Here is a 24,418-nt window from a genome sequence, read left to right as displayed (position 1 = left end):
TGCAATCTGATACAATACGTTTAAATGCGTAAAGAAAATAGTGAGTTATTGAAAGGGGATTCAACATGTTGCATAGTACACGCAAATCGGCATGGCGCAGAAGCGCGCTGCTCGTTATTGCAGCAGTGCTCGTCATGACGGTGATGGCGGCATGCGGCAATAACAGCAATGGCGGCAGTAAGGGGCACTCGCTCGAATTCAAAGGCGTTGACGGCGGAGATGTGGTCGCCACCTACAAAGACGGCGAGGTTACGCAAGACGAGTTCGACAAATATCTCGATATTTTTGCTGTCGCACAACCAAGCTACGCTTCGATCATCGAAATTCCGCAATTCCAAGAGATGATTCTGCAGCAATATATCTCGTACAAAATATTGAGCGCCCGTGCATCCGAGGATGCGCTGAAGACGGCGAGCGCGGATGTGGACGAGCAGCTCGATCAATACAAGCAATACAAGGAGTCCGACGCCGATCTTCAAGCGCAAGTGAAAGAGAAGGGCATCTCGGATGAAGATATGGCGACCTTCCTCATGCTGACCTCCGCGGTTGTCGCTCATGTGAATTCGCTTGTTACGGACGAGGATATAGAGAAGGCGTTCGACGGCATGACGGCCGATTATGCGAAGACGACCTTCCGCCATATCCTGGTCGCGACAACACAGCAGGACCAGACGACAGGCGAGTCAAAGGAGCTTCGCACCGATGAAGAGGCTCTAGCCCGCGCCAAAGAAGTAAAAGCGAAGCTTGATGCCGGCGGAAGCTGGGACGAACTGGCGAAGGAATATTCCGACGACCCGGGCTCTGCCGACAATGGTGGCCAATATGAGGAACAAGAAGGCAAATCGTTTGTGGAAGAGTTCAAGCAAGCCTTGCTTAGCCAAGAGCTCGGCAAAATCGGCGATCCGGTTCAATCCGACTATGGCTATCATGTGATTCTGGTTGAGAAACGCGATTTGCAAACGTATGATCAATTGTCGGATGACGACAAGGCGGAAGTAAAAAATGCGGCCGCTTATACGTATCTCGATGACTTCACGAATAATGAAATGACGGATATGGACGTTAATATTACATTGCCGTCCCCGTCGCCAAGCGAAGGTGCGGATGGCGATGCGGAAGCTTCGCCTAGTCCTTCGGATGCGGAGGCAACGGATACTCCCGCAGCAACCGATGCGCCTGTGGCTCCTTCCGCGAGCTAGATTCAAGTCTAGTCAGAGTTGTATGAAAACAAAGGAACCGACTGTTTTGCAAATTAATTTGCAGACAGTCGGTTCCTTTTTTGATAATTATAGAATTTATAAGATTTTGGGTCATAGGAAATGACAAATAAAATCTTAATGTGCGTACGAGGCTGCTTTGAACTGCAAAGCTTTAGGTCACCGACTCTGAAAGGCCGAAAGTATGGGGTTTGGGAGTAATTCCTGCAACTGTAACGGACTTTTTCGACCCTTAGAAGCTCTATTTAGCCAGCGCAGATTTTTAACGGACATTTTCGCCTCTTAGCGGGTTAATCCCGTTGTTTTTTCGCTCGTTTGGTTGGCTAAGAGGACAAAAAGTCCGTTAGAGCAATAGGGAATTGAAAAACGTTGGCTAAGAGGATAAAAAGTCCGTTAGAGCAGGCGCTGCGTTCAAAGGATGTCGCTATGTTTCAGTTGGAGGGCATCTTCGTAGAGAGTGGATTCGTTATATCTTTATGCCGGCCGGTGGGTTTGATTATAAGAAATCCGTCACGTAAGTTTCAAGTGTTAAAATGAAGGTTGGTTTTGAATCGTGTTAACATCGGGGGCATGCGAATTTAATTTACTTTATTTTGAAAAAGTGATATCATATTAATATTAAATCGATATGGGAGTGTGCGAGATGACAGAGAAAAAAGCGTTGTATATTAGCGGGTATTTGGCGCTTTTCATTGCGCTTATCGCAGTGGTCTGCGGCATATGGATGGCGGCGATGTCGATAGCGGCGGCAGAGCCGTCTGGCTTGTTAATCGCGCTGGGAATTGTAATTGTGCTCCTTGGATTCGTCATAATGACTTCGCTGGTCATCGTACAGCCGAATCAAGCGAAGGTCATCACGTTCTTCGGTACGTATATCGGAACGGTCGTCGAGAGCGGCTTGTGGATGGTGCTGCCGCTGACGGTGAAAACCTCGGTATCGTTGAAGGTGCGCAATTTCAACAGCCAGAAGCTGAAGGTGAACGACGCGGAGGGCAATCCGATTGAAATCGGCGCTGTTATCGTGTTCAAGGTGTTCGACACGGCGAAATCGACCTTCGATGTGGATCAATACGAGCGCTTCGTGGAAATTCAGAGCGAATCGGCGATTCGCCATATTGCGGCGCAATACCCGTATGATATCTTCGGCAGCGAAGACGGGGTATCTCTTCGCGGCAATGCCGATGAAGTAGCCAGCGATCTTCAGCAAGACTTGCAGAGACGGCTGGAGGTTGCGGGCGTCGAGCTGCTGGAGACGCGTATTACGCATCTGGCGTATTCGCCGGAGATTGCCAGCGCGATGCTGCAGCGACAGCAAGCAATAGCCATCGTGGCCGCGCGTCAGAAGATTGTGGAAGGCGCGGTCGGCATGGTGGACGCCGCGCAGAAACAATTGGAAGAAAACGGAATTGAGCTTGATGCGGAACGGCGGGCGGCGATGGTTAATAATCTGATGGTGTCCATCGTATCGGACCGAGCGGCCCAGCCGGTCATTAATACAGGCTCGCTGTACAGTTAGGGTAAGCCGATAATGGCCAAAGAGAAGAAAGCTTTCCCGCTTCGACTCGATCCGGACATTCACCGGGCGCTGGAGCAATGGGCGAATGACGAATTCCGCAGCGTCAACGGCCATATCGAATTTCTGCTCCGGGAAGCGCTGGGCAAAGCCGGCCGCTTGAAGCCGCCTCGACCGCCAAAAGAATAACAAAGAAGGAACCTCCTGATACGGGGGTTCCTTCTTTAGTTTTATCCGTAACATTTGCAAAGAGAAGCAGTGCCTTACAAAACCTTCTCGCGGAAAAACTGATTGTAGTACGTATATTTGCTCTCGGCGGACTCGAAGCCGAGGTAGAAGCCGGAATCGTCGCTTTCGATCTTCTTCAAGGCGCAGGATGGGATGAACATCTTAATGTACTGCTTGAGTCGCTTTGTATGTCCGAGATTGACGGCTTTCACCAGCGCCTCGGCGAAAGCCTTGCTGCTGACGAGCGCGGCGTAGAATCGAAGAATGTCCTTCGAAATGAGTCTGAACATCTCGTCGCTGAATGTGTTCTGAGTCTCGCCCGGTCTGATCGAGGTCGAATTGACATAAGGGTAGTCGTCGTAAGGGAAGGTGAAGCCGATGAAGAAGCCGATGCCGTTCGAGCCAAGCTCGGCAAGCCGGATATGTTGGGGCAATACGGTTGAAAGCAGCTTCTGCATGGCGTCGATATTCCCTTTGCGAACCGCTGCGGACCATGCCTTCGCAAACGCTTCATTTTTCGCCGCTTTGCGGTAGAAGGGCAGCATATAGGCCGCTGTGGCTTGCACGGCAGCGGTGGAAAGCTTCTGCGTGCGTTTCTTGGTGTCTTCCAGTTTTGCGGTCAAACGGATCGCCTCCAGGTGTGTAGATATGACAGCTCTAGATAGCCTATTACAGAGCGATCCAATTGGTGCAAATGCCTATGCCGGAAGAAATAAGGGCATACATAATCAGACTTTTGCATGCATATTGTGTAACATAAACTAACATAAATATGTTAATTTAAATGAAAAATAGGACTTTAGACGCTAAATCGTCTCAAATTGAATGAATTAATGTCAACTATATTGACACAAGTTAATGCCTCAATCTATAATAGGCTCACGAACGTTGACAGAACATTCCATGTAAACGTTCGGAAATAAAGGAAGTTATTATAGAGATGGGGAGTGGAAGGATGAAGAAAAGCTTGTTCTATCAATTGGGGTTGCTGTTGATCACGGTAAGTCTTGTGCTCAGCGGCTGCGGGGGGAACAACAATGAACCGGCATCATCAAACACGAACACCAACACGAATGCAAACACGAGTACGGACACGAATGATACAGAGGGGTCGTCTGGCGGAGAAATCAAAGTAGGCATTCTGCATTCGCAGAGCGGAACGATGGCAATCAGCGAAACATCGGTTATCGATTCGGAAATGATGGCAATTGACGAGATTAACGCGGCGGGCGGCGTGATGGGCAAGAAGATCGTGCCGGTGCTCGAGGACGGCGCTTCGGATTGGCCGACCTTCGCGGAGAAAGCGCGCAAGCTGTTGTCGGAGGATAAAGTCGCGACGGTATTCGGAGGATGGACCTCCGCGAGCCGTAAAGCGATGCTTCCGGTATTCGAAGAGCTGAACGGCTTGCTTTGGTACCCGGTTCAATACGAGGGACTCGAGGCTTCCCCGAATATCTTCTACACGGGAGCGACCACGAATCAACAGATCGTGCCTTCGGTCACCTGGCTGCTTGAGAATCGCGGCAAGAAGTTCTTCTTGCTCGGCTCGGATTATGTGTTCCCGAGAACAGCCAACCTTATTATCAAGGAACAATTGAAGGCGGAGGGCGGAGAGCTTGTAGGCGAGGAGTATACGCCGCTTGGACATACGGACTACAGCACAATCATCAGCAAGATCAAAGCGGCTGATCCGGATATTGTCTACAATACGCTCAACGGAGACAGCAATGTAGCGTTCTTCAAGCAATTGAAGGATGCGGGCATTTCGGCGCAGGATTTGACTACCTTGTCGGTGTCCGTCGCAGAGGAAGAGATTCGCGGCATTGGCGCGGATGTGCTGACGGGTCATCTGGCGGCTTGGAACTATTTCGAAACGACGGATACGCCTACGAATCCGAAGTTCGTGGAGGATTACAAGGCGAAGTACGGAGCGGACCGCGTAACGGCCGACCCGATCGAGGCAGGTTATACGGCCGTATATCTATGGGCTGCTGCAGTCGAGAAAGCGGGTTCGACCGACGTGGACAAAGTGAAGGAAGCGGCGAAGGGGCTGGAGTGGGACGCTCCGAGCGGCAAGGTTACGATCGACGGCGAAACCCAGCACATCTACAAAACAGCTCGAATCGGCGAGGTTCAAGCGGACGGCCAGTTCAAGGAGCTATGGAATTCGGGCGAGGCGATTAAGCCGGATCCATTCCTGAAGGGCTACGATTGGGCGGCCAGCATCCAGCCTTAAGCGAATGACATTCATGAAGTAAGGAAAGGGCAGAAGGAGGTATTCGGTCGATCGAATGCTTCCTTTCTGTCGTTAAGCCGGAGAGGTTAAGGCTAAGGGGTGATGAGATGGAGTTATATGTACTGCAGTTGTTCAACGGTCTGAGCATCAGCTCGATCCTGCTGCTGGTCGCGCTCGGACTGTCGATTACCTTCGGTCTGATGAAGGTCATCAATATGGCGCATGGCGAGCTCATTATGATTGGGGCGTATAGCACGTATTTGACGCAAAATTTGTTCAAGGATTATTTGCCTCATTCCATGTTCGATTGGTATTTCGCGCTTGCGATTCCCGCAAGCTTCGCGGTGGCGTTCTGCATCGGCTATATTCTGGAGCTGTCCCTGATCCGATTTCTGTACGGCAGACCGCTTGACAGTCTTCTTGCCACTTGGGGCGTCGGCCTTGTGCTGCAGCAGCTCGCGCGAACGATATTCGGAGCGCCGAACGTGGCGGTTACAAGCCCATCCTGGCTCGATGGCGGCATTCATGTGATGAGCGGCACGATTCTGCCATACAAACGATTGTTCATTATCGCGCTTGTGCTGGTTTGCTTGCTTGCAATGTACCTGTATATCTATCGCAGCCATGCGGGAAGAAACATGCGCGCCGTCATGCAAAATCGCGATATGGCCGCATGTCTCGGCATCTCGACGAGACGGGTCGACGCCGTAACGTTCGCCATCGGCTCCGGCATTGCGGGCATAGCCGGCTGCGCTTTGACGCTGATGGGTCCCATTGGTCCGTCGCTGGGCACGTATTATATCGTGGACGCCTTCATGGTCGTGGTGCTGGGCGGAGTCGGCAAGCTTGTCGGAACCGTGCTTGGCGCGACCGGAATCGGCATGTTCAATACGATGTTCGAATATTGGACGGATGCGTCACTCGGCAAGGTGCTTGTGTTCGTCTGCATCGTCGCCTTCCTGCAGTGGAAGCCATCGGGATTCGTGGCCATGCGCTCTCGTTCTCTGGATTAGGCGTAAGCGGCGCATGAGACAGCTGTGGAGAAAGGGCTTCAGGCAAGAGGCAAGAGAACTGAGATGGAAGAGGAAAGCGGTGAGGGTATGGCATTAAAATCATGGAACGCAAAAAAAATCGCGATACTGGCGGGTTATGCGGCCGCAGCGGCTGTCTTGTTCTCCGCTCCGATGTTTATAAGCGATTTTCGGCTTAATTTGCTAGCGAAATTTCTGGCCTTCGCCATTGTAGCGCTCGGCCTTGATCTGATATGGGGCTACACAGGCATTCTGAGTCTGGGCCACGGCATCTTCTTCGGTCTCGGTGCTTATGCGATGGCGATGTACTTGAAGCTGGAATCCACGCATGGGAAGCTGCCGGATTTCATGGGCTGGAGCGGCCTGAAGGAGCTGCCGCTGTTCTGGAGGCCGTTCGAATCCTTCCCCTTCGCGCTGGCGATGGGCATTCTCATCCCCGCGTTGCTTGCGCTGGCGCTTGGTTATTTCACCTTCCGCAATCGGATTCGCGGCGTATATTTCACGATTCTGACGCAGGCGCTCGTCATCATTACGACAACCTTGATCGTCGGCCAGCAAGCGGTCACGGGCGGGACGAACGGCGTTACCGGTTATACGACGATTCTGGGCTATTCCCTGGGCTCGCCGGACACGAAGCGGGTGCTCTACTGGATTACGGCAGCAGTCATGCTGGGCATCTTCGTGTTATGCCGCTATATTACGGCCAGCCGGTTCGGCAAGGTGCTGCGCGCCATTAGAGACGGAGAGAATCGCGTGCGGTTCATCGGCTATAATCCGGCGATGTATCAGATGGTCATCTTCACGATTTCCGCTGGCATAGCCGGCCTTGCGGGCATGCTGTTCGTGCTGCATGTCGGCATTATTTCGCCATCCATGCTTGGCATTGTGCCGTCGATCGAGATGGTGCTGTGGGTTGCGATCGGGGGTCGGGGGACCTTGATCGGCGCGGCGCTCGGAGCGGTTGCGATGAACTGGGCGAAGAGCGAATTCAGCACGGCGTATCCGGAAGGATGGCTGTTCTTCATGGGAGGCCTGTTCGTCGTCGTGGTTGTTTTCCTGCCGAAGGGCATCGCAGGGCTGTTCCATATTCGCAAGGAGAAGCTTCGCCGCTTCATGCCGGCCTTTCTATCGCAGCGAGGTAAGCTGGTATCTCCGAAGGAAGGGGACGGCAGTTTGAAGCAGGGCTGATAAGCGGGAAGCATGGTTGCGGAAGGCTGTTGATCGAGAGTGAGAGAGATAAAGGGGAAGAGAGAAAGAGAGCGAAAGAGGAGTATGAGGGTTGGAGAGCGGGCGTGAGACGTTGTCAGCGTGGCGCGAGGCATTGTCGAGGTACGGAGAATGACTGCGAGCCGAGGAGCAAAGCGGAGAATAAGAAGGAGGGAATGTGTTATGGGCGTTGCGGAAGCGGCTATTCTGGAATGTCGGGATGTAACGGTGGAATTTGACGGATTCAAGGCAGTGCAAGGGATGAATCTGGCGCTTGCCAAGGCGGAGCTTCGATTCTTGATCGGCCCGAACGGAGCGGGCAAGACGACGATGCTGGACGTGATCTGCGGCAAGGTGAAGCCGACGGCGGGCAAGGTGACCTTCGGCGACAAGGTGGATATTACGAGAAAGCGGGAGCATCAGATTGCGGAGCTTGGCATCGGGCGCAAATTCCAGGCGCCGTCGATCTTCCCTTCCATGACCGTCATGGAAAATCTGGAAATCGCCATGCGTCAGAAACGGACGGTGGCCGCGACGTTGTTTGCGCGAATGAAGGTCGAGGAGCAGGATCGGCTTCATCAGCAGCTGCGGATGATCGGTCTGGAAGAGAAGGCGCATTGGCGCTCCGGCGGATTGTCCCATGGCGAGAAGCAATGGCTCGAGATTGGGATGATGCTGCTGCAGGAGCCGGAGGTGCTGCTGCTCGACGAGCCGGTAGCCGGCATGACGGACAAGGAAACGGATAAGACGGGCGAATTGCTTGTGCAAATCGCGACAAAGCGGTCGGTGGTTGTCGTGGAGCATGACATGGATTTCGTGCGTAACTTCGCAAGTCTGGTGACGGTCATGCATGAGGGCAAGCTCCTCAAGGAAGGCTCTATGGAGGACGTGCAGGGCGACGACCGCGTTGCGGAGGTCTATCTCGGGAAGCGGAGGGATGCGCATGCTGGCCGTTCAACAGCTTGAGTCGGGCTATGGGGAGAGCATTATTTTGCGAAATGTAACGCTTGAGGTCAGGCCGGGGCAGGTCGTATGTCTGCTCGGGCGCAACGGCGTCGGCAAGACGACGCTCATGAAGAGCGTTATGGGCTTGCTGCGGGCTAGAGCGGGCGCGGTCAGCTATAAGGGCGAGAATCTGACGAAGAAAGCGCCTGGATTACGAGCGAGGAGCGGCATCGGCTATGTGCCTCAGGGCAGGGAGATCTTCGCGCAACTGTCCGTGTATGAGAATTTGCTTCTCGGCCTCGAGGCTCTGAAGACGAAGAGCAAGGCGGATCAGATTCCCCCGGAGGCGATTGAGAAATTTCCGGTGCTGCCCACGATGTATGAGCGGCGCGGCGGCGACCTGAGCGGCGGGCAGCAGCAGCAATTGGCCTTCGCCAGGGCGCTTGCGTCCAAACCGGAGGTGCTTCTGCTCGACGAGCCGTGTGAAGGCATTCAGCCCTCTATTGTCGATGATATCAGGGATGTCATCCGCGGCATCAAGGAGGAGGGCAAGACGGCGATTCTTCTCGTGGAGCAGAGCCTCGAATTCGTGAAGAGCGTGGGCGATTATTTCTATATTCTCGACAAGGGCGCGATTGCCTGGGAAGGGAATCTCGAAGCGCTGGACGACGAGGTTGTCCGGCGTTATTTGACGGTATAATCAGGAAGAAGCAATGGCATAATCAGGAAGAACAACGGCATAATCAGGAAGAAGCAGGAGAGGCGCGGGAAACCGCGCTTTTTGTTTCTATTCTGGAAGATGCGGAATCGTTCGCGTTTGAGGAAGGCAAGGCGTTTGTTGACCGGAGAATCTCCGGCTTAATGGCCGGATGAAAGCGATGGGGACAGTTGTATGGGAATATCTCCAGTATATGGCCGGATGAAAGCGATGGAGGCAGTTGTGCTGGAATATCTCCAGTTTATTCCCTCTATAAACGCAAATTTAGCAATTGTACTGGAATATCTCCTGCTTATTTCATGCTGTTCACGCATTGGAGGTCGTTTCGCAGAGATATGCTGGAGAAATTCCAACATAAGTGGAATTTTAGTCCGAGAATAGAGAATATGCTGGAGAAATTCCAGTTCGTTATTGGTGTTTCTTATCTTGTTATGTGTTGTCACTGAATGGATGAAATAGCAGTCGCTGCAGCATGGAACCCGAACGGTTTGTCTGAGTCTCCAAAGGAAGTGCAGGAAGAAGCGAAGGAGATTTGCAATAAAAAGCGGTTGCTCCGCTCATAATGAGTCCGCATGTGCGAATAAGGACAAGGTAAGGATAAGTTATGGTTAAGAAAGTTTTCGTTAATTGTCGGAGCGGGATTTCAGGATTGAAGCACAGGATGGAGGCGGGCAGGATGAAGCATGGAAAAGAGGGCTCCTTTGGAGACGTGTATAAGATAATGGGAGCGGATGAATACTATGGTCAGATTCAAAATCACCTTCTAAAGGTTAATAACTCTTCGGTGCCGGAAATGAGCAGCGCGCCGCAGAGATAACCATAACGGTGCAAGCAGTGATGAATATCCAGTCGATTCAATATCCTCTAGGAAAGCGGGGCAACAAGAAATGAAAGCAACTGGAATAGTACGTCGTATTGATGATCTCGGTCGTGTCGTCATCCCGAAGGAAATTCGCCGCACTTTGCGGATACGCGAAGGAGATCCGCTCGAAATATTCGTCGACCGCGACGGCGAGGTTATCCTGAAGAAATATTCGCCAATCGGCGAGCTTGGCGACTTCGCGAAGGAATATGCGGAATCGCTGTACGAAAGCACGGGCCATATTACGTTAATCTCGGATCGAGATACGATTATTACGGTAGCCGGAGCGTCGAAGAAGGAATTGATGGACAAGTCCATCGGCTCCGCGCTTGAAGCCTGCATGGACAATCGCAAGACGATGGCGGAATCAAACAGCGGCAATTATGAAATCGTGAAGGATGTGCAGGATACGTACAGCTCCTTCGTTATCGCTCCGATTATCGCGGGCGGCGATCCGATTGGCACGGTCGTGCTGCTTAGCAAGGACGAGTCCATGAAGATGTCCCAGATGGAGACGAAGATGGCGGAGACGGCAGCGGGCTTCCTGGCGAAGCAGATGGAGCAATAGCGGATACGTGAAACACATGAAGCTTGAGGCAAACGAGAACAAACCTATTAGCTGATGGCGGCGGCTCCTTTTCTTGCGATATGCGGGAAAGGGGGCTTTTTGCTTAGAGGGCTGATGAGCGGACTTTCCTTTGCACCTCCCGGGGTGGGCGGCATGAACATTGGAAGGCGGCTCTATGGGGCAGAGGCCGATTCATGTATACTTAAGAAAGATTAGGCGAGGCAATCGTTTGGCGGAGAAATGGGAGCTTGGAATAAGGGTGAAGCGGATGAGTAAGGAAGGAAAGGGGAGGAAGGAGAAGCTGGGATTGCTCGGCAACGGCGTCGTGCTGATGGGGGGAGCGGCATTGTTGTCCAAGCTGCTGGGGGCATTCCAGAAGATTCCTCTTCAAAATTTGGCCGGAGACCGGGTCTTCGGCATCTATAATGCGGTGTATCCATTCTACCAGCTTGTGATGGTGCTGGCTGCGGCAGGCTTGCCGACGGCGGTCTCGATTGTCATTGCGAGGCGTTTGGAGGAAGCGGACGGCGAAGCGGCGGCGAGATCGACTTTGTCGGCAGCGCTCCTCCTGCTAGGTGTAACGGGCGCGCTTTCCTTCATCGTCATGTGGCTTAGCGCGGATTGGACGGCGGAATGGATTGGCGATGGGTCTGCCGCTTCCTCTATCAGAGCGTTGTCGCTTGCTTTGCTGGCTGCGCCGGCGGCTGCGGCGCTGAGGGGCTTCCGGCAAGGGAGCCGGCAGATGGGCGTTTCTGCCTCCTCGCAGCTAGCCGAGCAGCTTGTCCGCGTAGCCGTGATGGTGCTGGCGCTTGGCATTGGGCTGAGGGCCGGATGGAGCGATGCCAAGCTTGCCGCAAGCGTGATGAGCGGATCCGCTTTCGGCGCTGCGGCCGCCGCTTGCTTGCTTCTGACCGCAGGGCGAGGCGTGTCGGGCGGCAAGAAGAGCAAGAAGGTCGGCACGGTTATAAGCTTGCCGGAGATGGAGAAGCTGGAGAATAAGCCTATTCTGTCGAAGAAGGAACGGGAGAGCAAGGCGCGCACGGCTCGCCTTATTGGCGGTTCGGCGAGAGGGACTGCCGGTTCGGCGTGCGACTTGAGGGCCGGGCGCAGTTCAGGAGGCCAGGCCGAATCGACAGCGGAGGAGCCGTTGCTTGAAGATGGCAAAGGAGGCCCGCTGCGCAGAACGCTCGGTACGGAGCTGAAGGAGCTGTCGACGCTTGCGCTGCCCGCGGCGCTGGCGGCCATTGTCGTGCCGGCTGTAGGGGTTGTCGACGCTTTCACGATGCCGAGAATGCTGACCGGCAGCGGTTATGCCGCAGCGGCCCATGAGGCGATGAGCTTGTTCGGCGTCTACAACCGCGCCCAGCCTCTTGTTCAATTGCTCGTTATGGTTGCGGGGGCGGCCGCGGCGGCTCTCGTGCCGGGCTTGGTGAAGGCCAAGCTTGCGAATGACGATGAACAGCTGCGGCTGCGGCTGTCGCTTCTCGCGCGGCTGACGTGGATGATCGGCGCTGCTGCGGCTCTCGGTCTCGTGCTGCTGGCAAGGCCGATCAACATGCTGCTGTACAAGGATGCGCAAGGCACGGCGACCTTTGCTTTGATGGGCTGCACCGCGCTGGCGGGCTGCGTCAGCGCGGCCGTCGCTCCCGCGCTGCAGGCGCTCGGCTCCGCGCGCGTACCAATCGCGCTGCTGCTGCTCGCAGCGCTGCTCAAGGGCGCGCTCAACGCCGCTCTCGTACCCGCCCTCGGCATAGAGGGCGGGGCGCTCTCCGGCGTTGTCGCGCTAAGCGCCGCCGCTCTGCTCGGCGCGGCGGCGCTGCGCCATGCGGCTGCGAAGCTCCGTCCGCCGCCGCATGCGCGCGTCCAGCGGCGAGCCGTCCGCGCCGCCGCCGGCACTGCGCTCGCGCTGGCGTGCATGGCCGCCGCGCTGCTGCTGACCGAGCGCGCGCTGACCGCCGCGCTCGGGGACGCGCTGCCGCCGAGGGCCGCGGCGGCGGTGCTTGCGCTGACGGGCGTTGCCGTCGGCGCTTGCGTTTTTGCCGCCGCGGCTGTGCGCAGCGGCGTTATCCCGGCGCGCGACATGCGCGCGCTGCCGGGCGGCGAGGGCGTGGCCGCCCGGCTGATGCGGCTGCGCTTGCTTCCGCGGGAGCAGCCGCCTCGGGACTAACTCTCGCCTGCTGCGTCGGCGCGAGGAGGGGGGGGGCTCCGTCATGCTCCGTTGCACGGCAAGACAGGATGGCTGCCGTTGTATGCTCCGGCATGACGATGCATCGCTTCGCAATGCTTAGTCATACATGCGCGAACGCGATTAGAGCCCTGAATCGCTTCTGAGAGCCGTCTCTCATCCCCAAGCGGCTTAGGACGTTTTTGCAAGCCCGCTTAGGGGGCATCTTATAGTGCCTTTTCGGCCCCTGCTGCGTTGTTTTTCCTGATGTATCCTTAGGTAACACCTTCGAAAAAGCGCCTTGCTATGGAACGAAATTTCGGCATAATCTGTTCCCTTCGGAGTTTGCATACACGTCCTAAGGGGAATTTAACTTGAAAGGCTCAATTGATTGCCACAAACCATGAAGGAGGTTGATCCTATTGTCAAAAGCAACTATCGTCATACTTGGCCTTGGCTCCGGCGATCCGGAACAGCTCACGCTAGGCGTATGGCGCAGGCTGCAAGCCGCTCGGCGTTTGTTCGTGCGAACGGAGAAGCATCCGATGATGTCCATGCTGCGTGAAAATAGCGTGAACTACCGTTCATTCGATTACTTGTACGAGCAGCATGAATCCTTCCCGGATGTGTACGAAGCGATCGCGTCCGCCTTGCTGGAGGAGGCGCTGCAATCGGCGGCAACGGGCGTATCCGGGCTTGCCGCTGCTGAGCCGTCGACGGCTCAGCACTCCGGATTAAACGCAGCCTCGCATGGCGCATCCGAAACCCGCGCTTCCGCTGTTTCTGGGACTTCAGTCCCCTTTGAAGAAGGCGCGGCAATCTGTTATGCTGTTCCCGGGCATCCCATGGTTGCGGAACGCACGGTTCAACTGCTTCGCGAGCGCTGTCCGGAAGCGGGCGTGGAGCTGCAGATTATTGGCGGAGAAAGCTTTCTGGACGCGGCCTTCACAAGCCTTGGCATCGATCCGATCGAAGGCTTCGCGCTTCTGGACGCGGCCGAGCTGCAAGCAGCCTTGCTGCAGCCGAAGTTGCATACGCTTATCGGACAAGTGTATGATGACTTTACCGCATCTGATGTGAAGCTTGCGCTAATGGAGCGTTATCCCGACGATTACGAGGTTGTCGTAGGGCATGCGCTCGGCGTCGCCGGCGAGCAACGGATTGAGAAGGTGCCGCTTCATGATCTCGACCGCGGCCAGAGCTATGGCAACTTGTCACTGATCTATGTGCCTCGCTCCCTGGATCCGGCGCTGCAGAACCGCAGCTTCGACCGTTTGCATGAAATCGTTTCTATCCTGCGCAGTCCCGAGGGCTGTCCGTGGGATCGCGAGCAGACGCATCAGTCCATTCGCAAGAATTTTATCGAAGAGCTCTATGAAGCGCTTGAAGCGCTCGATAACGATGATCCGGTCGGCATGCAGGAGGAGTTCGGCGACGTCATTCTTCAGGTGATGCTGCACAGCCAGATGGAAGAAGAAGCCGGCATGTTCTCCGTCTACGATGTGCTGCAGACGTTGAACGAGAAGCTGATCTTCCGTCATCCGCATGTGTTCGGCGATCGGCGCGCAGGCGATTCTGAGGAAGCTTTAGTGAACTGGGAGCAGATGAAGGCGGAAGAGAAACGATTGAACGGAACGGCAGAGTCCCGCAAGTCGCAGCTTGACGGCATCCCGCCGGATTTGCCTGCTCTTATGAAGGCGTACAAGCTTCAGAAGAAAGCTTCGAAGGTTGGCTTTGACTGGGATGATCTCGCTCCGGTCATGGCGAAGATCGAGGAAGAGCTGCGCGAGCTTAATGAAGCGATCGGCACGGGCGACCCGGAAGAGCAAGCAGGCGAGCTGGGGGATATGTTGTTCGCCATCGTCAATGCGGCCAGATTCATCGGAGTCGACCCGGAAGAGGCGCTCTCTCGCACCAATCGCAAGTTCAAAGGTAGATTCGAATATATCGAAGAGCAGCTTCGTATAAACGGCAAAACTTTTGACCAAACTGATTTACTAGAGATGGATAAATGGTGGGAAGAGGCTAAACAACAAGGATTACGCTGATTTTCGACCAAATTCGCCTTTTTTCAGCACTATTCCAAAAAAAATGATACCCACGGCAGGAATTTGTGCTCTTAAGCAGAATATGTATTCTTCGTGAGAGCAATTTCTGCCAGAGTGCTGACGCCGAAGGGTGGCAGCTAACTAGGAATGAAACGACAATTTAGGAGGAAATGAATAATGAACAAAACGGATCTGATCAACAACATTGCAGAAAAAAGTGGTTTGACTAAGCGCGACGTAGAGTCCGTGCTGAATGGTTTTCTTGGCGAAGTGACAGACGCGCTTGCCGGCGGAGACAAAGTACAACTGATTGGCTTCGGAACTTTCGAGACTCGCAAGCGTTCCGGCCGTATCGGCCGCAACCCGCAAACGGGCAAAGAAATTGAAATTCCAGAATCCAAGGTTCCTGCGTTCAAAGCGGGCAACAAGCTGAAAGAAGCGATTAAGTAGTCTATGCGTTTAGACAAGTTTCTCAAGGTATCCAGGCTGATCAAACGGCGCACGGTGGCGAAGGATGTCTCCGAGCAAGGCCGCGTCTGGATTAACGGTCGCGAAGCGAAAGCGAGCAGCGCCGTTAAGGTTGGCGACGAGCTCCAGATTCAGTACGGTCAGAAGATCGTAACCGTTCGCGTGGAGCGTCTCGCCGAGACGACCCGCAAGGATGAGGCTGGAGAGCTGTATACCTTGGTGAAAGAAGAGCAGCGCCCCAAGGAGAATATTCTCGATTGGGACAACAACGCGAACACATAAGGAGATTTGTTCTCCATCATGCAAACCGGCTGTTTCCGTCTTGTGACGGGAACAGCCGGTTTTTTGCTTACAAAACGGTAGATCGAACATTATGGAAAGATCTCGATAAGTGGCTTTGAAGGAAGCCGAATGAGCGACAGGCTGCTCAGACTGCAACTGTAACGGACTTTTACGACCTTTAGAAGCTCTTTTTAGCTAGCCCAGATCTTTAACGGACATTTAATCACCTTAGCGGGGTAATCCCGTTGTTTTTTCGCTCGCTCGGCTGTCTAAGAGGACAAAATGTTCGTTAGAGCAAGTGGGTATTGAAAAACACTGTCTAAGAGGACAAAATGTCCGTCCCTCTGGTATTAAGGTGTTTTAGAACAGGTCGCTGTTCTCAAACGACGCTGTGAGGCGTTCTTCTTCCGCTGCTAGAGTCTCTCTTTGATGTAAAACAACGCCTTCCGCTGCTGCGAAACCGGCACTTCATGCCCGCAGAACGGGAAGATGTCGAAGTCCTTCTCCGTCGTGATGCGATGGTAGACGGGGAAGATCGTCTCCGGCGGACAAATAGTGTCCTTCAGGCCGACCGACATCAGCACGGGGGCGTCAATGCGCTTCGCCAGATGCAGGTTGTCGAAGTAGCTTAGCGTGTGCAGCACGGAGCCGAGCTGCTCGGGAAACTTTTTGCAGTAGTCCGCAATCTCCGACAGGGAGCCGGTCGAATGCAGCACGCCGTAATCCATATGGCACATATTCGGAATATCGGCGACGACGGCCTTGATCGTTCCCGGCTTTGCCAGCGCCGCGATCTGAAGCGCGAGTCCGCCGCCTTGGCTGCCTCCGGCCAGCGCAATGCGATCTGAGGCAAGCTCGGGCTGCTCCGCGATCCAGTCGAGCGCCTTCACGCAATCGATCGCCACCGCTTTATAGTAGCTGCGGTCCCGATCGATAATATTTTGCGAGACGAAGCCCTTCGCATATCCTCCATCGCTCGCAAGCTGATTGCCCGTCGAGCCCATCTGTCCCCTCACATGAACGGCTAGAGTCGCATAGCCCATGCTGGTCCAGATGCTGCTTGCTTCGGGATGGCGCGTGCCGTTCCAGTAGCCGGGGAAGGTTACGACGCAAGGAAGCGGCTCGTTGCCGTGATTCCTCGGAAGGAGATACCAGCCATGCACCGGCGTTTCGTCGAAGCCTTGGAAGGAAATATGATAGACGTCGACATCCCGCAGAGGCGATTCGATACGTTCTCGCGTGGCTTGTAGAGGCTTCTTTCGGAAGGTTTCCAGCTCGGAGTCCCAGTACTCGTCCACATTTTCCGGTATTGTTGCGCTGGGCTGGAAGTGATGAAGCTCCAGTATCCTCTTTTCAATCGTGTTCATCAATAGTCACACCTTTTATTGGGTTTCTTGTTTCGCAAATCTTCCAATTCCACATAGAGCTTGGAGATATTCACCTTGTCATTATAGCAATTGGAGAAGCGACTTGATAGATTGCCCCTTCATTATAACACGTGTTATATTGGAAGAGAGGTGTGAAGATTATGAAGGAAAAAAGAGTGACGAGCTTTGATGTGGCCAAGGCGGCAGGCGTATCGCGAAGCGTGGTATCGGCGGTTATTAACGGAACGCCGGGCATCGGCGTGAGCCAGGAGACAAGGGAGAAGGTGCTTCGGGCCATTGAAGAGCTCCATTATCATGTGGATGCCGGGGCCCGCGCCATGAAGACTGGCGTAAGCCGTTGTATCGCAGCCTTCGGCAATATGCATAATCCTTTGTTCCTTCAGGTGATGGAAGGCATGCAGAAGGCCTGCGCCGAGCGCGGCTATCAAATTCTGATCAGCGGCAAGAGCTCGGAGGATACGGATCGCTACGAGCTGCTTGATCTGTATCGCCAGCGCAGTATTGACGGCATTATTACGCTTGATGCGACTTCTTACGGGGATGCGCAGTGGCTCGAGGCAATTAAACTCGTTCGCGTCCCGTATATTTCGATTGAAGGCTACGCGGATACGGCAGGCGTTACATCCATTCTTATGAATTATCGCAAAAGCATGACAGACGCGCTTCGGTTCATGAGAAGGTCGGCGGGCGCGAAGCCGATATATATCGAAGCTTATCTGGAGGGCGCCTCGACGAACTGGGCTGAGCGGGATCGCAAAGACGCTTATGCGAATTGGTGCAAGGAGCATGGGGAACTGCCCGAGTTCTATACGATGGAAGCGTACGATGAGGCCTGGGCAATGCGATTTTTGCAAAAACGGCTAAGCGTCGAGGAGCCCCTGCCCCCTATTCTGATCAACTGGTCCGTCAGCGCGGTTTATCTCTACCGCGCGGCATGGCGGCTCGGATTGACGGTCGGCCGGGATGTGCTTCTGATGGCCGGAGACGATACGAATCGCGGCAACGCGCAGATGGCGCCCGCCCTAAGCTCTGTTCAAGTCCCCTATAGCCTTATGGGCGAGGCGGCGGTTCGGGAATTGTTCGACCAAATGGAGCGGAGCACCAGGTACAAGACGAAGAAGCTGTGGCTCGAAGGAAGCATTTTTCCGGGCGAAAGCGCGATTTTGTCGAAGAGGGACGGCTAACTGGTGAGGGAGATCCTTTGCGGTCTCTCCAATCGCCTGTTTATAACACGTGTTATTACAAAGGAGGACGCTTATGTTTTGGATTGTCGAGAAGATGCAAGAGAGATTGAAGGAGCTCGAGCCGCTTCGTTACAAAAGAATTATTGGGCTTGACGAGTGGCTGATGGAGGAGGATGCCGGGAAGGCGAACGGCGTTCAGCGAGCTCCTCGCCTCGGCGGAGAGACGTATCTGAGCAAGGATGACCGGTGGAAGGGCCGCGACCGTTATGTTTGGCTGCAGCGAGCAGTATCCGTTCCTTCGGATTGGCAGGGAGAGAGAGTCGTTGGTTTATTCGATTTCGGCCGGACCGGGGGCGGCAATAATTCTGCCTTCGAATCTCTGCTTTATGTGGACGGATTTCCTTATCAAGGCGTGGACACGAATCATCAGGAGGTGTTCTTCCCTGAGGATGCGGCAGGGAAGACGCTGGAGCTGACCTTCCGGCTATGGTCGGGCCTCGAGGGCGGTGGGAAGCCCTCTGAGCAGGAGCATGCCTTCAAGCGAGCGGATCTTGCGGTGCTGGACGCATTCGCGGATGATCTTTATTTTACGGGAATCGCGGCGCTTGAAACGGCGAAGCTGCTCGAGGAGTCGCATCCGGCCAAGCAGGATTTGCTGACTGCCCTAGATCGAGCCTTCCTGCTCGTGGATTGGTCGCATCCGGGCTCGGAGTCGTTCTATGACTCGGTGGAAGCGGCGGCGGTCAGCCTGAAAGACGCAATCTCAAAGCAAGAGAAGCAGCATCCGGTTACGGTTCACGCGCTTGGGCATACGCATATCGATGTGGCGTGGCTCTGGCGGCTGCAGCATACAAGAGAGAAGTCGGCCCGCTCGTTCTCGACGGTGCTGCGGTTGATGGAGCAGTTCCCGGAATATGTGTTTCTTCAGACTCAGCCGCAATTGTATGCGTATATCAAGAAGGATTATCCCCAAATCTACGAGGGCATCAAGGAACGGATTCGGGAGAATCGCTGGGAAGCTGGCGGCGCGATGTGGCTCGAAGCGGATTGCAATCTGACGAGCGGCGAATCGCTTGTGCGGCAAATTTTGCACGGCACGCAATTTTTTCGCGAGGAATTCGGCGTGGAATGCGATTATTTGTGGCTGCCGGATGTGTTCGGCTATAGCTGGGCGCTCCCGCAAATTTTGCGCAAATCCGGCATTAAGACCTTCATGACGACGAAGATCAGCTGGAATCAATATAACCGGATGCCGCATGACACCTTCAAATGGCGGGGCATAGACGGCACGGAAATTTTGACGCATTTCATCACGACGCCGGATATGCCGGACGCGCATGCCCCTTGGTACACCTACAACGGACTAATCGAGCCTTATTCGGTCAAAGGCATATGGGATCAATACCGCAACAAGGACTTCAATCGGGATTTGCTGCTGTCCTACGGTTATGGCGACGGAGGCGGCGGAGTGAACCGTCCTATGCTCGAGATGCGCAGGCGACTCAATGAGATGCCGGGTCTGCCGAAGATTGTGCCGGGCCGCGCCGACGACTATTTTGAAAAGCTTCACGAAGCGGTTGATGGAACGGATCGGTATGTTCATACCTGGGATGGCGAGCTGTATCTCGAATACCATCGCGGCACCTATACGAGCCAGGCTTATAACAAGCGCATGAACCGCAAGCTGGAGCTGCTGTACCGCGAAGCGGAATGGCTGCAATCGCTGCGCGCGGCAGTTGAGGGCGGGTGGTCGATGTACCCCGCAGAACAGCTTCGCGCCGGATGGGAGATTATTCTTCGCAACCAGTTCCACGATATCATTCCCGGTTCGTCGATTACAGAAGTATATGAGGACTGCCGATTGGAATACGAGGAAGCGGAGCGCATCGGCATGAAGGCTTGCTCGGAGGCTGAGGAGTGGCTGATCGCATCGGCGGGTTTATCGTCGAGTCCATCGACGAGGCACGATAAGCTCGCTTTGACTAACGGTCGACAGTCCGTAGCGTACACCCTCTTTAACAGCGCCGGCTATGTACGAGACGAGCTTATCCGCATAGAGCTGGAGGAATCAGAAGGTCTATGGCTGTCGGCAGAAGGAGAACCTCTTGAAGCCCAATACAGGAATGGGGGCTGGCTGGTGGAAGTGAAGGCAATGCCGTCCATGGGTGCGGCTGTCCTTACATTCGAGCCAGGGCAACAATCTATTGTGTCGGAGGAGCGTTTGTCGCAGGAACGCTTCCATTGGAATGGCGAGACGTTGTCCACACCGTATTATGAGATTGCGTTTAACGAAGCGGGCCAAATGACGCGAATGTTCGACAAGGAAGCGAAGCGCGAGGTGCTGCCGCAGGGCGAATGCGCCAACGTGCTGCAGGTGTTCGAGGACAAGCCGAAAAACTTCGAGGCTTGGGATATCGATTTGTTTTATCAGGAGAAGATGAGGGAAGTGAATGCTCTGCAATGCCTGGAGCTCGTGGAGAACGGCAAGCATCGGGCGGTTCTGCGCATGGCGTGGACATACGGGGCTTCGACGATTGAGCAGCAGCTTATTGTGTATAGCGCGAGCCGCAGAATCGACTTTGTCAGCAAGGCGGATTGGCGGGAGCGGCAGCAATTGCTGAAGGCGGCGTTCCCGGTCAATGTGCGCGCGACGGAAGCGGTCTACGACATTCAGTTCGGCAACGTGAGGCGGCCGACGCACTGGAATACAAGCTGGGATTATGCGAGATTCGAAACGGTCGGCCATCAATGGGCGGATCTGTCCGAGCGGAATTACGGCGTCAGTCTTCTGAACGATTGCAAATACGGCTACGATATCAAGGATCATGTGATGCGGCTGTCCTTGATCAAGTCGTCGATCTTCCCCGATCCTGTTCAGGATCAGGGCGAGCATGTGTTCACCTACTCGTTGTATCCGCATGTTGGGGACTGGGCCGAAGCGAACACGGCGCGGGAAGCCTGGTCGTTGAATAATCCGCTGCATGCGGCGGAGGGAGCATCGGGCTTGGCAGGACAATCGCTGCTGAAGACGGATGCGATTCATATTCATATAGATGCGGTCAAGAAGGCGGAGCAAGGCAACGCACTGGTTGTGAGGCTGCATGACTATATGGGCGTGAGGGGCCGAGTTGCGCTGTCAAGCGATTTCCGGTTGATGAGCTGGCAGGAATGCGATCTCATGGAGCGCCCGATCGGCAAGAGAGAAGAGGATGCGCAGGAGCTCGCGTTCGAGCTGGCGCCTTACGAGATTAAGACGTTTCTGCTTGAGTTGTGAGTGAGATGTCAGCGCCTGTCGGAGCGTAGAACAAGCTGTACGCGGGAGCAGGGTGTGCCTATAATAGAAGGATGAGAATTCATGGGACGAAACTAACGATTATAGGCATGCTGACGCTCATGTCGGCTGCATTCTTCATAGGCTTGTATCTGCTGCTGACCAACCATTCGTCTGCGCGGGAGCCCGATCCGGAGCTGGATATGCCACGGCAATATACTTATGCTTCGTTGCTGGCCTCGAACGGGATGGAGCTGCATGTCATTGCCACGCTGCCGGATAACGTGAAGCCCGAGCTTATCGAGAACAATGTCGCCCGGGCACCCTATTACGGCGTGAATGGAGGGTTCTTCTATCAAGACAGCGTTCTCAGCATGTCCATGTGGAACGGACTCCCGGTTAATGAGGAGGGAGGCAGCTACGGCAGCGGCAGGGTCAATGCCAAGTATGACCGAGGCACGCTGGTCTGGGATGGAGCGCTTGACCGGCTCAGCATACAGGTCGTATCCAGCGCCTCTCAGCTCGTCGTCAGCGATTCCGCCAACTATTGGGCGCAAGGCGGCATCAGCATGAGTCTGAATCGCGAAGAGGAATGGCTGGTTCAGACGGAGCTCGAGCACGCGCCGCTACCGGACAATTATTGTCTGCGCTCGGCCGCGGTTTACGATACAGAGGGCGTGCTCTATCTCGTCGTCAGCACGACGAAGGGCACGCTTGCGCAGTTCCGCGAAGCGATTCTTGAGCGAGTCGGCGACAGCAAGCTGGAGGACGGCATCTTCCTCGACGGCGACGGCTCCTCGCAGCTTCGCACGCGCGAAGCTAAGCTGAGCGGCGATGGCAGGCCCGTCGTGCAGATGCTGCGGTTGCTTCGGTAAGACCCTCGACATTTTATTAATTCTGGCATGGAAAAAAGCTCGCGCTTCTTAGATCCAAACGACTAAGAAGCTGCGAGCTTATTCTAAACCTTAATAGTTGGCCACTGCTTTCTTAAGCAGTTTGATTTCGATCTCATGTCGTTGGACCGTCGAGGCTGTCTCCATAAAGGATGCGATTAACTCCGAATTACGGACAACCTGCTCGAAAGTAGCCTCCAATTTGACATTCATTCGAGACATTTCGGCTTCAATTCTGGCGATATCGTCTTTGGTCGCCATGTTGGCAATATCGTCTTTGGTAGCCATGTTGGCAATATCGTCTTTGGTCGCCATGTTGGCAATATCGTCTTTGGTAGCCATGTTGGCGATATCGTCTTTGGTAGCCATGTTGGCGATATCGTCTTTGGTAGCCATGTTGGCGATATCGTCCTTGGTTGCCATGTTGGCAATATCGTCTTTGGTTGCCATGTTGGCAATGTCATCCCGGGTTGGCGTATGAGCCAGTCTTGATTCAATGGCATGCAACTTTGCGACGATTTGCTGCAGAATTTCCTCTTGCACGGGCGCACTTCCTTTCGACAAAGAAAATTTGATAAGCGAACATTTGTTTGCGTATGTTTATTTTATTTGGTTTGCAAGAAATTGTCAATTTTTATTTAAAATTTGGTGCCTCGCCAAAGGAACACGGAGCTGTTTCATGATGCAGTCGTTTCACCTAATTTGTAAGAAATCATTGTGAACTTATTATAGCATGAATGGACCTCCGCCACCCTAGCCTGTTTCATAATCGTTCAGACGGTTTATTACCTGTTATCTGTGTCTAACGAATTCAGCGGGCAATGCGTCTGATCCGCCGGTTCTAATCCTTGTCCTCCCCTCATAACCTAATAGGGATAATGAGAGCGCGGTACCTCTACGCGTTAACGAAGCGGAGGACGAGTCTATGGCTGAACAAGGCAAGGGGCCGAAAGGGCAAGAGATCAAGTTGATCAATCGGAAGCTGCTTGAGCTTACTGGCGTGACCAATGTGGAGAGCTTCGACAGCGAGGAATTTCTGCTCGACACGGAGCTTGGCTTTCTTACCGTAACGGGACAGAATCTGCATATCAAGCATCTGAGCCTCGATCAGGGCTTGGTAGCGATTGAAGGTGTTGTCCACTCCCTCGCCTATCTCGACGGCGCCGCCGCGAACAAATCCAAGGGCTTGTTCGGGAAGCTGTTCAAGTGACGCTGAGCGTACAATGGCTGACGATGGGGGTTATGCTGCTATCCGGGCTCGGGATGGGCATTGTGTTCGACGGCTACCGGGTGTTGTCGAATGAGCTGAGGTTTCCCAGGTGGTGGCTGCCGGTGCTCGATATCCTGTACTGGATGACTGCGGCTGTCGTGGTATTCCGAATGTTGTATGCCAGCAACAACGGCGAGGTGCGGGCATACGTATTCCTGGGACTTGCCATCGGCGTTCTGATCTATCATTGGTTCATGAGCAAGACGGTGATCAGGTCCGTCCGGTGGATGATTAGAGCCGCGCAAGCATTGATACGGTTCGTTTTGAAGGTATTTCATATTATAGTTGTAAAACCAATACTTTTGCTCTATAAAATTGCCATTGTGAGCCTAGGATTTGGGACTGCAATCACTATTTACCTCATGAAAATTGTGATACAATTGCTTCGTCCTATCTACATATTGCTCTGGTGGATGTTGCGACCGATGATTAAGCCGCTCTGGCGCTTGCTGAAGCCTTACTGGAGCAAGCTGCAATTGCGCGCTGGAATAGGAAGGCTGAAAGCGGCGGCAGTGAACAAATGGAAGCATTGGTTAAGGAGGGATTAGCGTCAATGGCTACTGCAACGGTTAACAAATCTACTGTCGTGTCCGGCGCTAAGCGCAGGTACAAGCTGTGGATGATTTTCATCGTCATATTCATGGGCTGGGCTGCGTACACTTTATTCGGCCAGATGCAGCAGAAGAACACAACGCATACGAAATACATCGAGACACAAGCGCAGCTGGAGGCCGCAAGGGCGCAAAGCCAGGACCTGCAGAGTCAAATAGATAAATTGAACGACCCGGAATATATTTCACAGCTCGCGACCAAAGAGCAGGGCATGGTGAAAGAAGGAGAAAAGCAGATCTTCAGCAATTAATACCTATTATAATTCCTTAATAATTGCAATAAGCGCGGGGAAACAGGCAGGAGTCTGTTGACCT

General features: G+C 54.2%; 23 protein-coding genes. 20 read left to right on the top strand and 3 right to left on the bottom strand.

Annotation, left to right across the window (positions count from 1 at the left end; translation table 11 throughout):
• Positions 1–65: 65 nt before the first annotated feature.
• The 3 genes from HFP08_RS24985 to HFP08_RS24975 all read left to right on the top strand — a co-directional run bounded on the left by HFP08_RS24985 (position 66) and on the right by HFP08_RS24975 (position 2,919).
• A complete protein-coding gene (locus HFP08_RS24985; RefSeq protein ID WP_168123358.1) occupies positions 66–1,199 on the top strand; it encodes a peptidylprolyl isomerase in 1,134 nt (377 codons plus the stop codon).
• A 661-nt stretch (positions 1,200–1,860) separates the two neighbouring features.
• Positions 1,861–2,733, top strand: a complete 873-nt coding sequence (locus HFP08_RS24980) for an SPFH domain-containing protein (protein ID WP_168123357.1) — start codon at positions 1,861–1,863, stop codon at positions 2,731–2,733.
• Between the two features lie 12 nt (positions 2,734–2,745).
• Positions 2,746–2,919 carry a type II toxin-antitoxin system antitoxin gene (locus HFP08_RS24975; RefSeq protein ID WP_168123356.1) on the top strand — a complete coding sequence of 58 codons (174 nt, stop codon included), beginning with the start codon at positions 2,746–2,748 and terminating at the stop codon, positions 2,917–2,919.
• 74 nt (positions 2,920–2,993) lie between these two features.
• Here the strand turns inward: HFP08_RS24975 and HFP08_RS24970 are convergent, their stop codons facing one another.
• Positions 2,994–3,581 carry a hypothetical protein gene (locus HFP08_RS24970; protein WP_168123355.1) on the bottom strand — a complete coding sequence of 196 codons (588 nt, stop codon included), beginning with the start codon at positions 3,579–3,581 and terminating at the stop codon, positions 2,994–2,996.
• Between the two features lie 332 nt (positions 3,582–3,913).
• Here HFP08_RS24970 and urtA point away from each other — a divergent pair, with 332 nt between their 5' ends.
• The 11 genes from urtA (at position 3,914) to HFP08_RS24915 (ending at position 15,486) form a co-directional block, all read left to right on the top strand.
• On the top strand, positions 3,914–5,194 hold the full coding sequence (gene urtA, locus HFP08_RS24965; protein WP_168123354.1) for an urea ABC transporter substrate-binding protein: 1,281 nt from the start codon (positions 3,914–3,916) through the stop codon (positions 5,192–5,194).
• Between the two features lie 107 nt (positions 5,195–5,301).
• Positions 5,302–6,207 (top strand): urea ABC transporter permease subunit UrtB, encoded by a 906-nt coding sequence (urtB, locus tag HFP08_RS24960; RefSeq protein ID WP_168123353.1) that lies wholly within the window; start codon positions 5,302–5,304, stop codon positions 6,205–6,207.
• Between the two features lie 87 nt (positions 6,208–6,294).
• Positions 6,295–7,413 (top strand): urea ABC transporter permease subunit UrtC, encoded by a 1,119-nt coding sequence (gene urtC / locus HFP08_RS24955; RefSeq protein WP_168123352.1) that lies wholly within the window; start codon positions 6,295–6,297, stop codon positions 7,411–7,413.
• A 201-nt stretch (positions 7,414–7,614) separates the two neighbouring features.
• Positions 7,615–8,397 (top strand): urea ABC transporter ATP-binding protein UrtD, encoded by a 783-nt coding sequence (urtD, locus tag HFP08_RS24950; RefSeq protein ID WP_168123351.1) that lies wholly within the window; start codon positions 7,615–7,617, stop codon positions 8,395–8,397.
• A complete protein-coding gene (gene urtE / locus HFP08_RS24945; RefSeq protein WP_168123350.1) occupies positions 8,375–9,076 on the top strand; it encodes an urea ABC transporter ATP-binding subunit UrtE in 702 nt (233 codons plus the stop codon). The genes urtD and urtE overlap by 23 nt, the downstream gene beginning before the upstream one ends.
• A 694-nt stretch (positions 9,077–9,770) precedes the next feature.
• The gene (locus tag HFP08_RS24940) at positions 9,771–9,911 is read left to right on the top strand and encodes a hypothetical protein (RefSeq protein ID WP_168123349.1); all 141 of its coding nucleotides are present in this window, start codon (positions 9,771–9,773) and stop codon (positions 9,909–9,911) included.
• Positions 9,912–9,981: 70 nt separating this feature from the next.
• Entirely contained in the window at positions 9,982–10,524 is a 543-nt protein-coding gene (gene spoVT, locus HFP08_RS24935; protein ID WP_168123348.1) for a stage V sporulation protein T, read from the top strand.
• A 175-nt stretch (positions 10,525–10,699) separates the two neighbouring features.
• On the top strand, positions 10,700–12,691 hold the full coding sequence (locus HFP08_RS24930) for an oligosaccharide flippase family protein (protein ID WP_168123347.1): 1,992 nt from the start codon (positions 10,700–10,702) through the stop codon (positions 12,689–12,691).
• Positions 12,692–13,110: 419 nt separating this feature from the next.
• A complete protein-coding gene (gene yabN / locus HFP08_RS24925; protein ID WP_240941855.1) occupies positions 13,111–14,736 on the top strand; it encodes a bifunctional methyltransferase/pyrophosphohydrolase YabN in 1,626 nt (541 codons plus the stop codon).
• A 177-nt stretch (positions 14,737–14,913) separates the two neighbouring features.
• Positions 14,914–15,186 (top strand): HU family DNA-binding protein, encoded by a 273-nt coding sequence (locus HFP08_RS24920; RefSeq protein WP_168123346.1) that lies wholly within the window; start codon positions 14,914–14,916, stop codon positions 15,184–15,186.
• A gap of 3 nt (positions 15,187–15,189) precedes the next feature.
• Positions 15,190–15,486 carry an RNA-binding S4 domain-containing protein gene (locus tag HFP08_RS24915; RefSeq protein ID WP_168123345.1) on the top strand — a complete coding sequence of 99 codons (297 nt, stop codon included), beginning with the start codon at positions 15,190–15,192 and terminating at the stop codon, positions 15,484–15,486.
• 413 nt (positions 15,487–15,899) lie between these two features.
• Here HFP08_RS24915 and HFP08_RS24910 read toward each other — a convergent pair whose 3' ends face one another.
• Positions 15,900–16,853: an acetylxylan esterase gene (locus HFP08_RS24910; RefSeq protein WP_168123344.1), complete on the bottom strand. Its 954-nt coding sequence runs from the start codon at positions 16,851–16,853 to the stop codon at positions 15,900–15,902.
• Between the two features lie 161 nt (positions 16,854–17,014).
• Here HFP08_RS24910 and HFP08_RS24905 point away from each other — a divergent pair, with 161 nt between their 5' ends.
• The 3 genes from HFP08_RS24905 to HFP08_RS24895 all read left to right on the top strand — a co-directional run bounded on the left by HFP08_RS24905 (position 17,015) and on the right by HFP08_RS24895 (position 22,204).
• Positions 17,015–18,058 (top strand): LacI family DNA-binding transcriptional regulator, encoded by a 1,044-nt coding sequence (locus HFP08_RS24905; protein WP_168123343.1) that lies wholly within the window; start codon positions 17,015–17,017, stop codon positions 18,056–18,058.
• A 73-nt stretch (positions 18,059–18,131) separates the two neighbouring features.
• Positions 18,132–21,332, top strand: a complete 3,201-nt coding sequence (locus HFP08_RS24900) for an alpha-mannosidase (RefSeq protein WP_168123342.1) — start codon at positions 18,132–18,134, stop codon at positions 21,330–21,332.
• Positions 21,333–21,403: 71 nt separating this feature from the next.
• Positions 21,404–22,204, top strand: a complete 801-nt coding sequence (locus HFP08_RS24895) for a hypothetical protein (RefSeq protein WP_168123341.1) — start codon at positions 21,404–21,406, stop codon at positions 22,202–22,204.
• Between the two features lie 90 nt (positions 22,205–22,294).
• Here HFP08_RS24895 and HFP08_RS29385 read toward each other — a convergent pair whose 3' ends face one another.
• Complete coding sequence (locus HFP08_RS29385) at positions 22,295–22,765, bottom strand: hypothetical protein (RefSeq protein WP_240941853.1); 471 nt, start codon at positions 22,763–22,765, stop codon at positions 22,295–22,297.
• A 382-nt stretch (positions 22,766–23,147) separates the two neighbouring features.
• On the opposite strand from HFP08_RS29385, the gene yabP reads away from it, so the two are divergent.
• Genes yabP through HFP08_RS24875 form a run of 3 tightly spaced genes read left to right on the top strand, consistent with a single transcriptional unit; the run spans position 23,148 to position 24,354 of the window.
• Positions 23,148–23,432, top strand: coding sequence for a sporulation protein YabP (gene yabP / locus HFP08_RS24885; protein ID WP_168123340.1), 285 nt, complete (start codon positions 23,148–23,150; stop codon positions 23,430–23,432).
• On the top strand, positions 23,429–24,040 hold the full coding sequence (gene yabQ, locus HFP08_RS24880; RefSeq protein ID WP_240941851.1) for a spore cortex biosynthesis protein YabQ: 612 nt from the start codon (positions 23,429–23,431) through the stop codon (positions 24,038–24,040). The genes yabP and yabQ overlap by 4 nt, the downstream gene beginning before the upstream one ends.
• A gap of 5 nt (positions 24,041–24,045) precedes the next feature.
• A complete protein-coding gene (locus HFP08_RS24875; protein WP_168123339.1) occupies positions 24,046–24,354 on the top strand; it encodes an FtsB family cell division protein in 309 nt (102 codons plus the stop codon).
• The last annotated feature ends 64 nt before the right edge of the window (positions 24,355–24,418 follow it).

Source organism: Paenibacillus sp. HB172176, from assembly GCF_011947265.1.
GTDB lineage: Bacteria > Bacillota > Bacilli > Paenibacillales > Paenibacillaceae > Pristimantibacillus.
This window is presented reverse-complemented; position numbering and strand designations above follow the sequence as displayed.

What these genes read in the sequence shown, in the direction of transcription:
- HFP08_RS24910 (WP_168123344.1), bottom strand. Translation starts at nt 16,853, where the DNA reads ATGAACACGATTGAAAAGAGGATACTGGAGCTTCATCACTTCCAGCCC.
- HFP08_RS24940 (WP_168123349.1), top strand. Translation starts at nt 9,771, where the DNA reads ATGAAGCATGGAAAAGAGGGCTCCTTTGGAGACGTGTATAAGATAATG.
- spoVT (WP_168123348.1), top strand. Translation starts at nt 9,982, where the DNA reads ATGAAAGCAACTGGAATAGTACGTCGTATTGATGATCTCGGTCGTGTC.
- urtC (WP_168123352.1), top strand. Translation starts at nt 6,295, where the DNA reads ATGGCATTAAAATCATGGAACGCAAAAAAAATCGCGATACTGGCGGGT.
- HFP08_RS24900 (WP_168123342.1), top strand. Translation starts at nt 18,132, where the DNA reads ATGTTTTGGATTGTCGAGAAGATGCAAGAGAGATTGAAGGAGCTCGAG.
- HFP08_RS24895 (WP_168123341.1), top strand. Translation starts at nt 21,404, where the DNA reads ATGAGAATTCATGGGACGAAACTAACGATTATAGGCATGCTGACGCTC.
- HFP08_RS24930 (WP_168123347.1), top strand. Translation starts at nt 10,700, where the DNA reads ATGGGGCAGAGGCCGATTCATGTATACTTAAGAAAGATTAGGCGAGGC.
- HFP08_RS24980 (WP_168123357.1), top strand. Translation starts at nt 1,861, where the DNA reads ATGACAGAGAAAAAAGCGTTGTATATTAGCGGGTATTTGGCGCTTTTC.
- urtE (WP_168123350.1), top strand. Translation starts at nt 8,375, where the DNA reads ATGCTGGCCGTTCAACAGCTTGAGTCGGGCTATGGGGAGAGCATTATT.
- urtA (WP_168123354.1), top strand. Translation starts at nt 3,914, where the DNA reads ATGAAGAAAAGCTTGTTCTATCAATTGGGGTTGCTGTTGATCACGGTA.
- urtD (WP_168123351.1), top strand. Translation starts at nt 7,615, where the DNA reads ATGGGCGTTGCGGAAGCGGCTATTCTGGAATGTCGGGATGTAACGGTG.
- HFP08_RS24985 (WP_168123358.1), top strand. Translation starts at nt 66, where the DNA reads ATGTTGCATAGTACACGCAAATCGGCATGGCGCAGAAGCGCGCTGCTC.
- yabP (WP_168123340.1), top strand. Translation starts at nt 23,148, where the DNA reads ATGGCTGAACAAGGCAAGGGGCCGAAAGGGCAAGAGATCAAGTTGATC.
- HFP08_RS24920 (WP_168123346.1), top strand. Translation starts at nt 14,914, where the DNA reads ATGAACAAAACGGATCTGATCAACAACATTGCAGAAAAAAGTGGTTTG.
- HFP08_RS24875 (WP_168123339.1), top strand. Translation starts at nt 24,046, where the DNA reads ATGGCTACTGCAACGGTTAACAAATCTACTGTCGTGTCCGGCGCTAAG.
- HFP08_RS24975 (WP_168123356.1), top strand. Translation starts at nt 2,746, where the DNA reads ATGGCCAAAGAGAAGAAAGCTTTCCCGCTTCGACTCGATCCGGACATT.
- urtB (WP_168123353.1), top strand. Translation starts at nt 5,302, where the DNA reads ATGGAGTTATATGTACTGCAGTTGTTCAACGGTCTGAGCATCAGCTCG.
- HFP08_RS24905 (WP_168123343.1), top strand. Translation starts at nt 17,015, where the DNA reads ATGAAGGAAAAAAGAGTGACGAGCTTTGATGTGGCCAAGGCGGCAGGC.
- HFP08_RS24915 (WP_168123345.1), top strand. Translation starts at nt 15,190, where the DNA reads ATGCGTTTAGACAAGTTTCTCAAGGTATCCAGGCTGATCAAACGGCGC.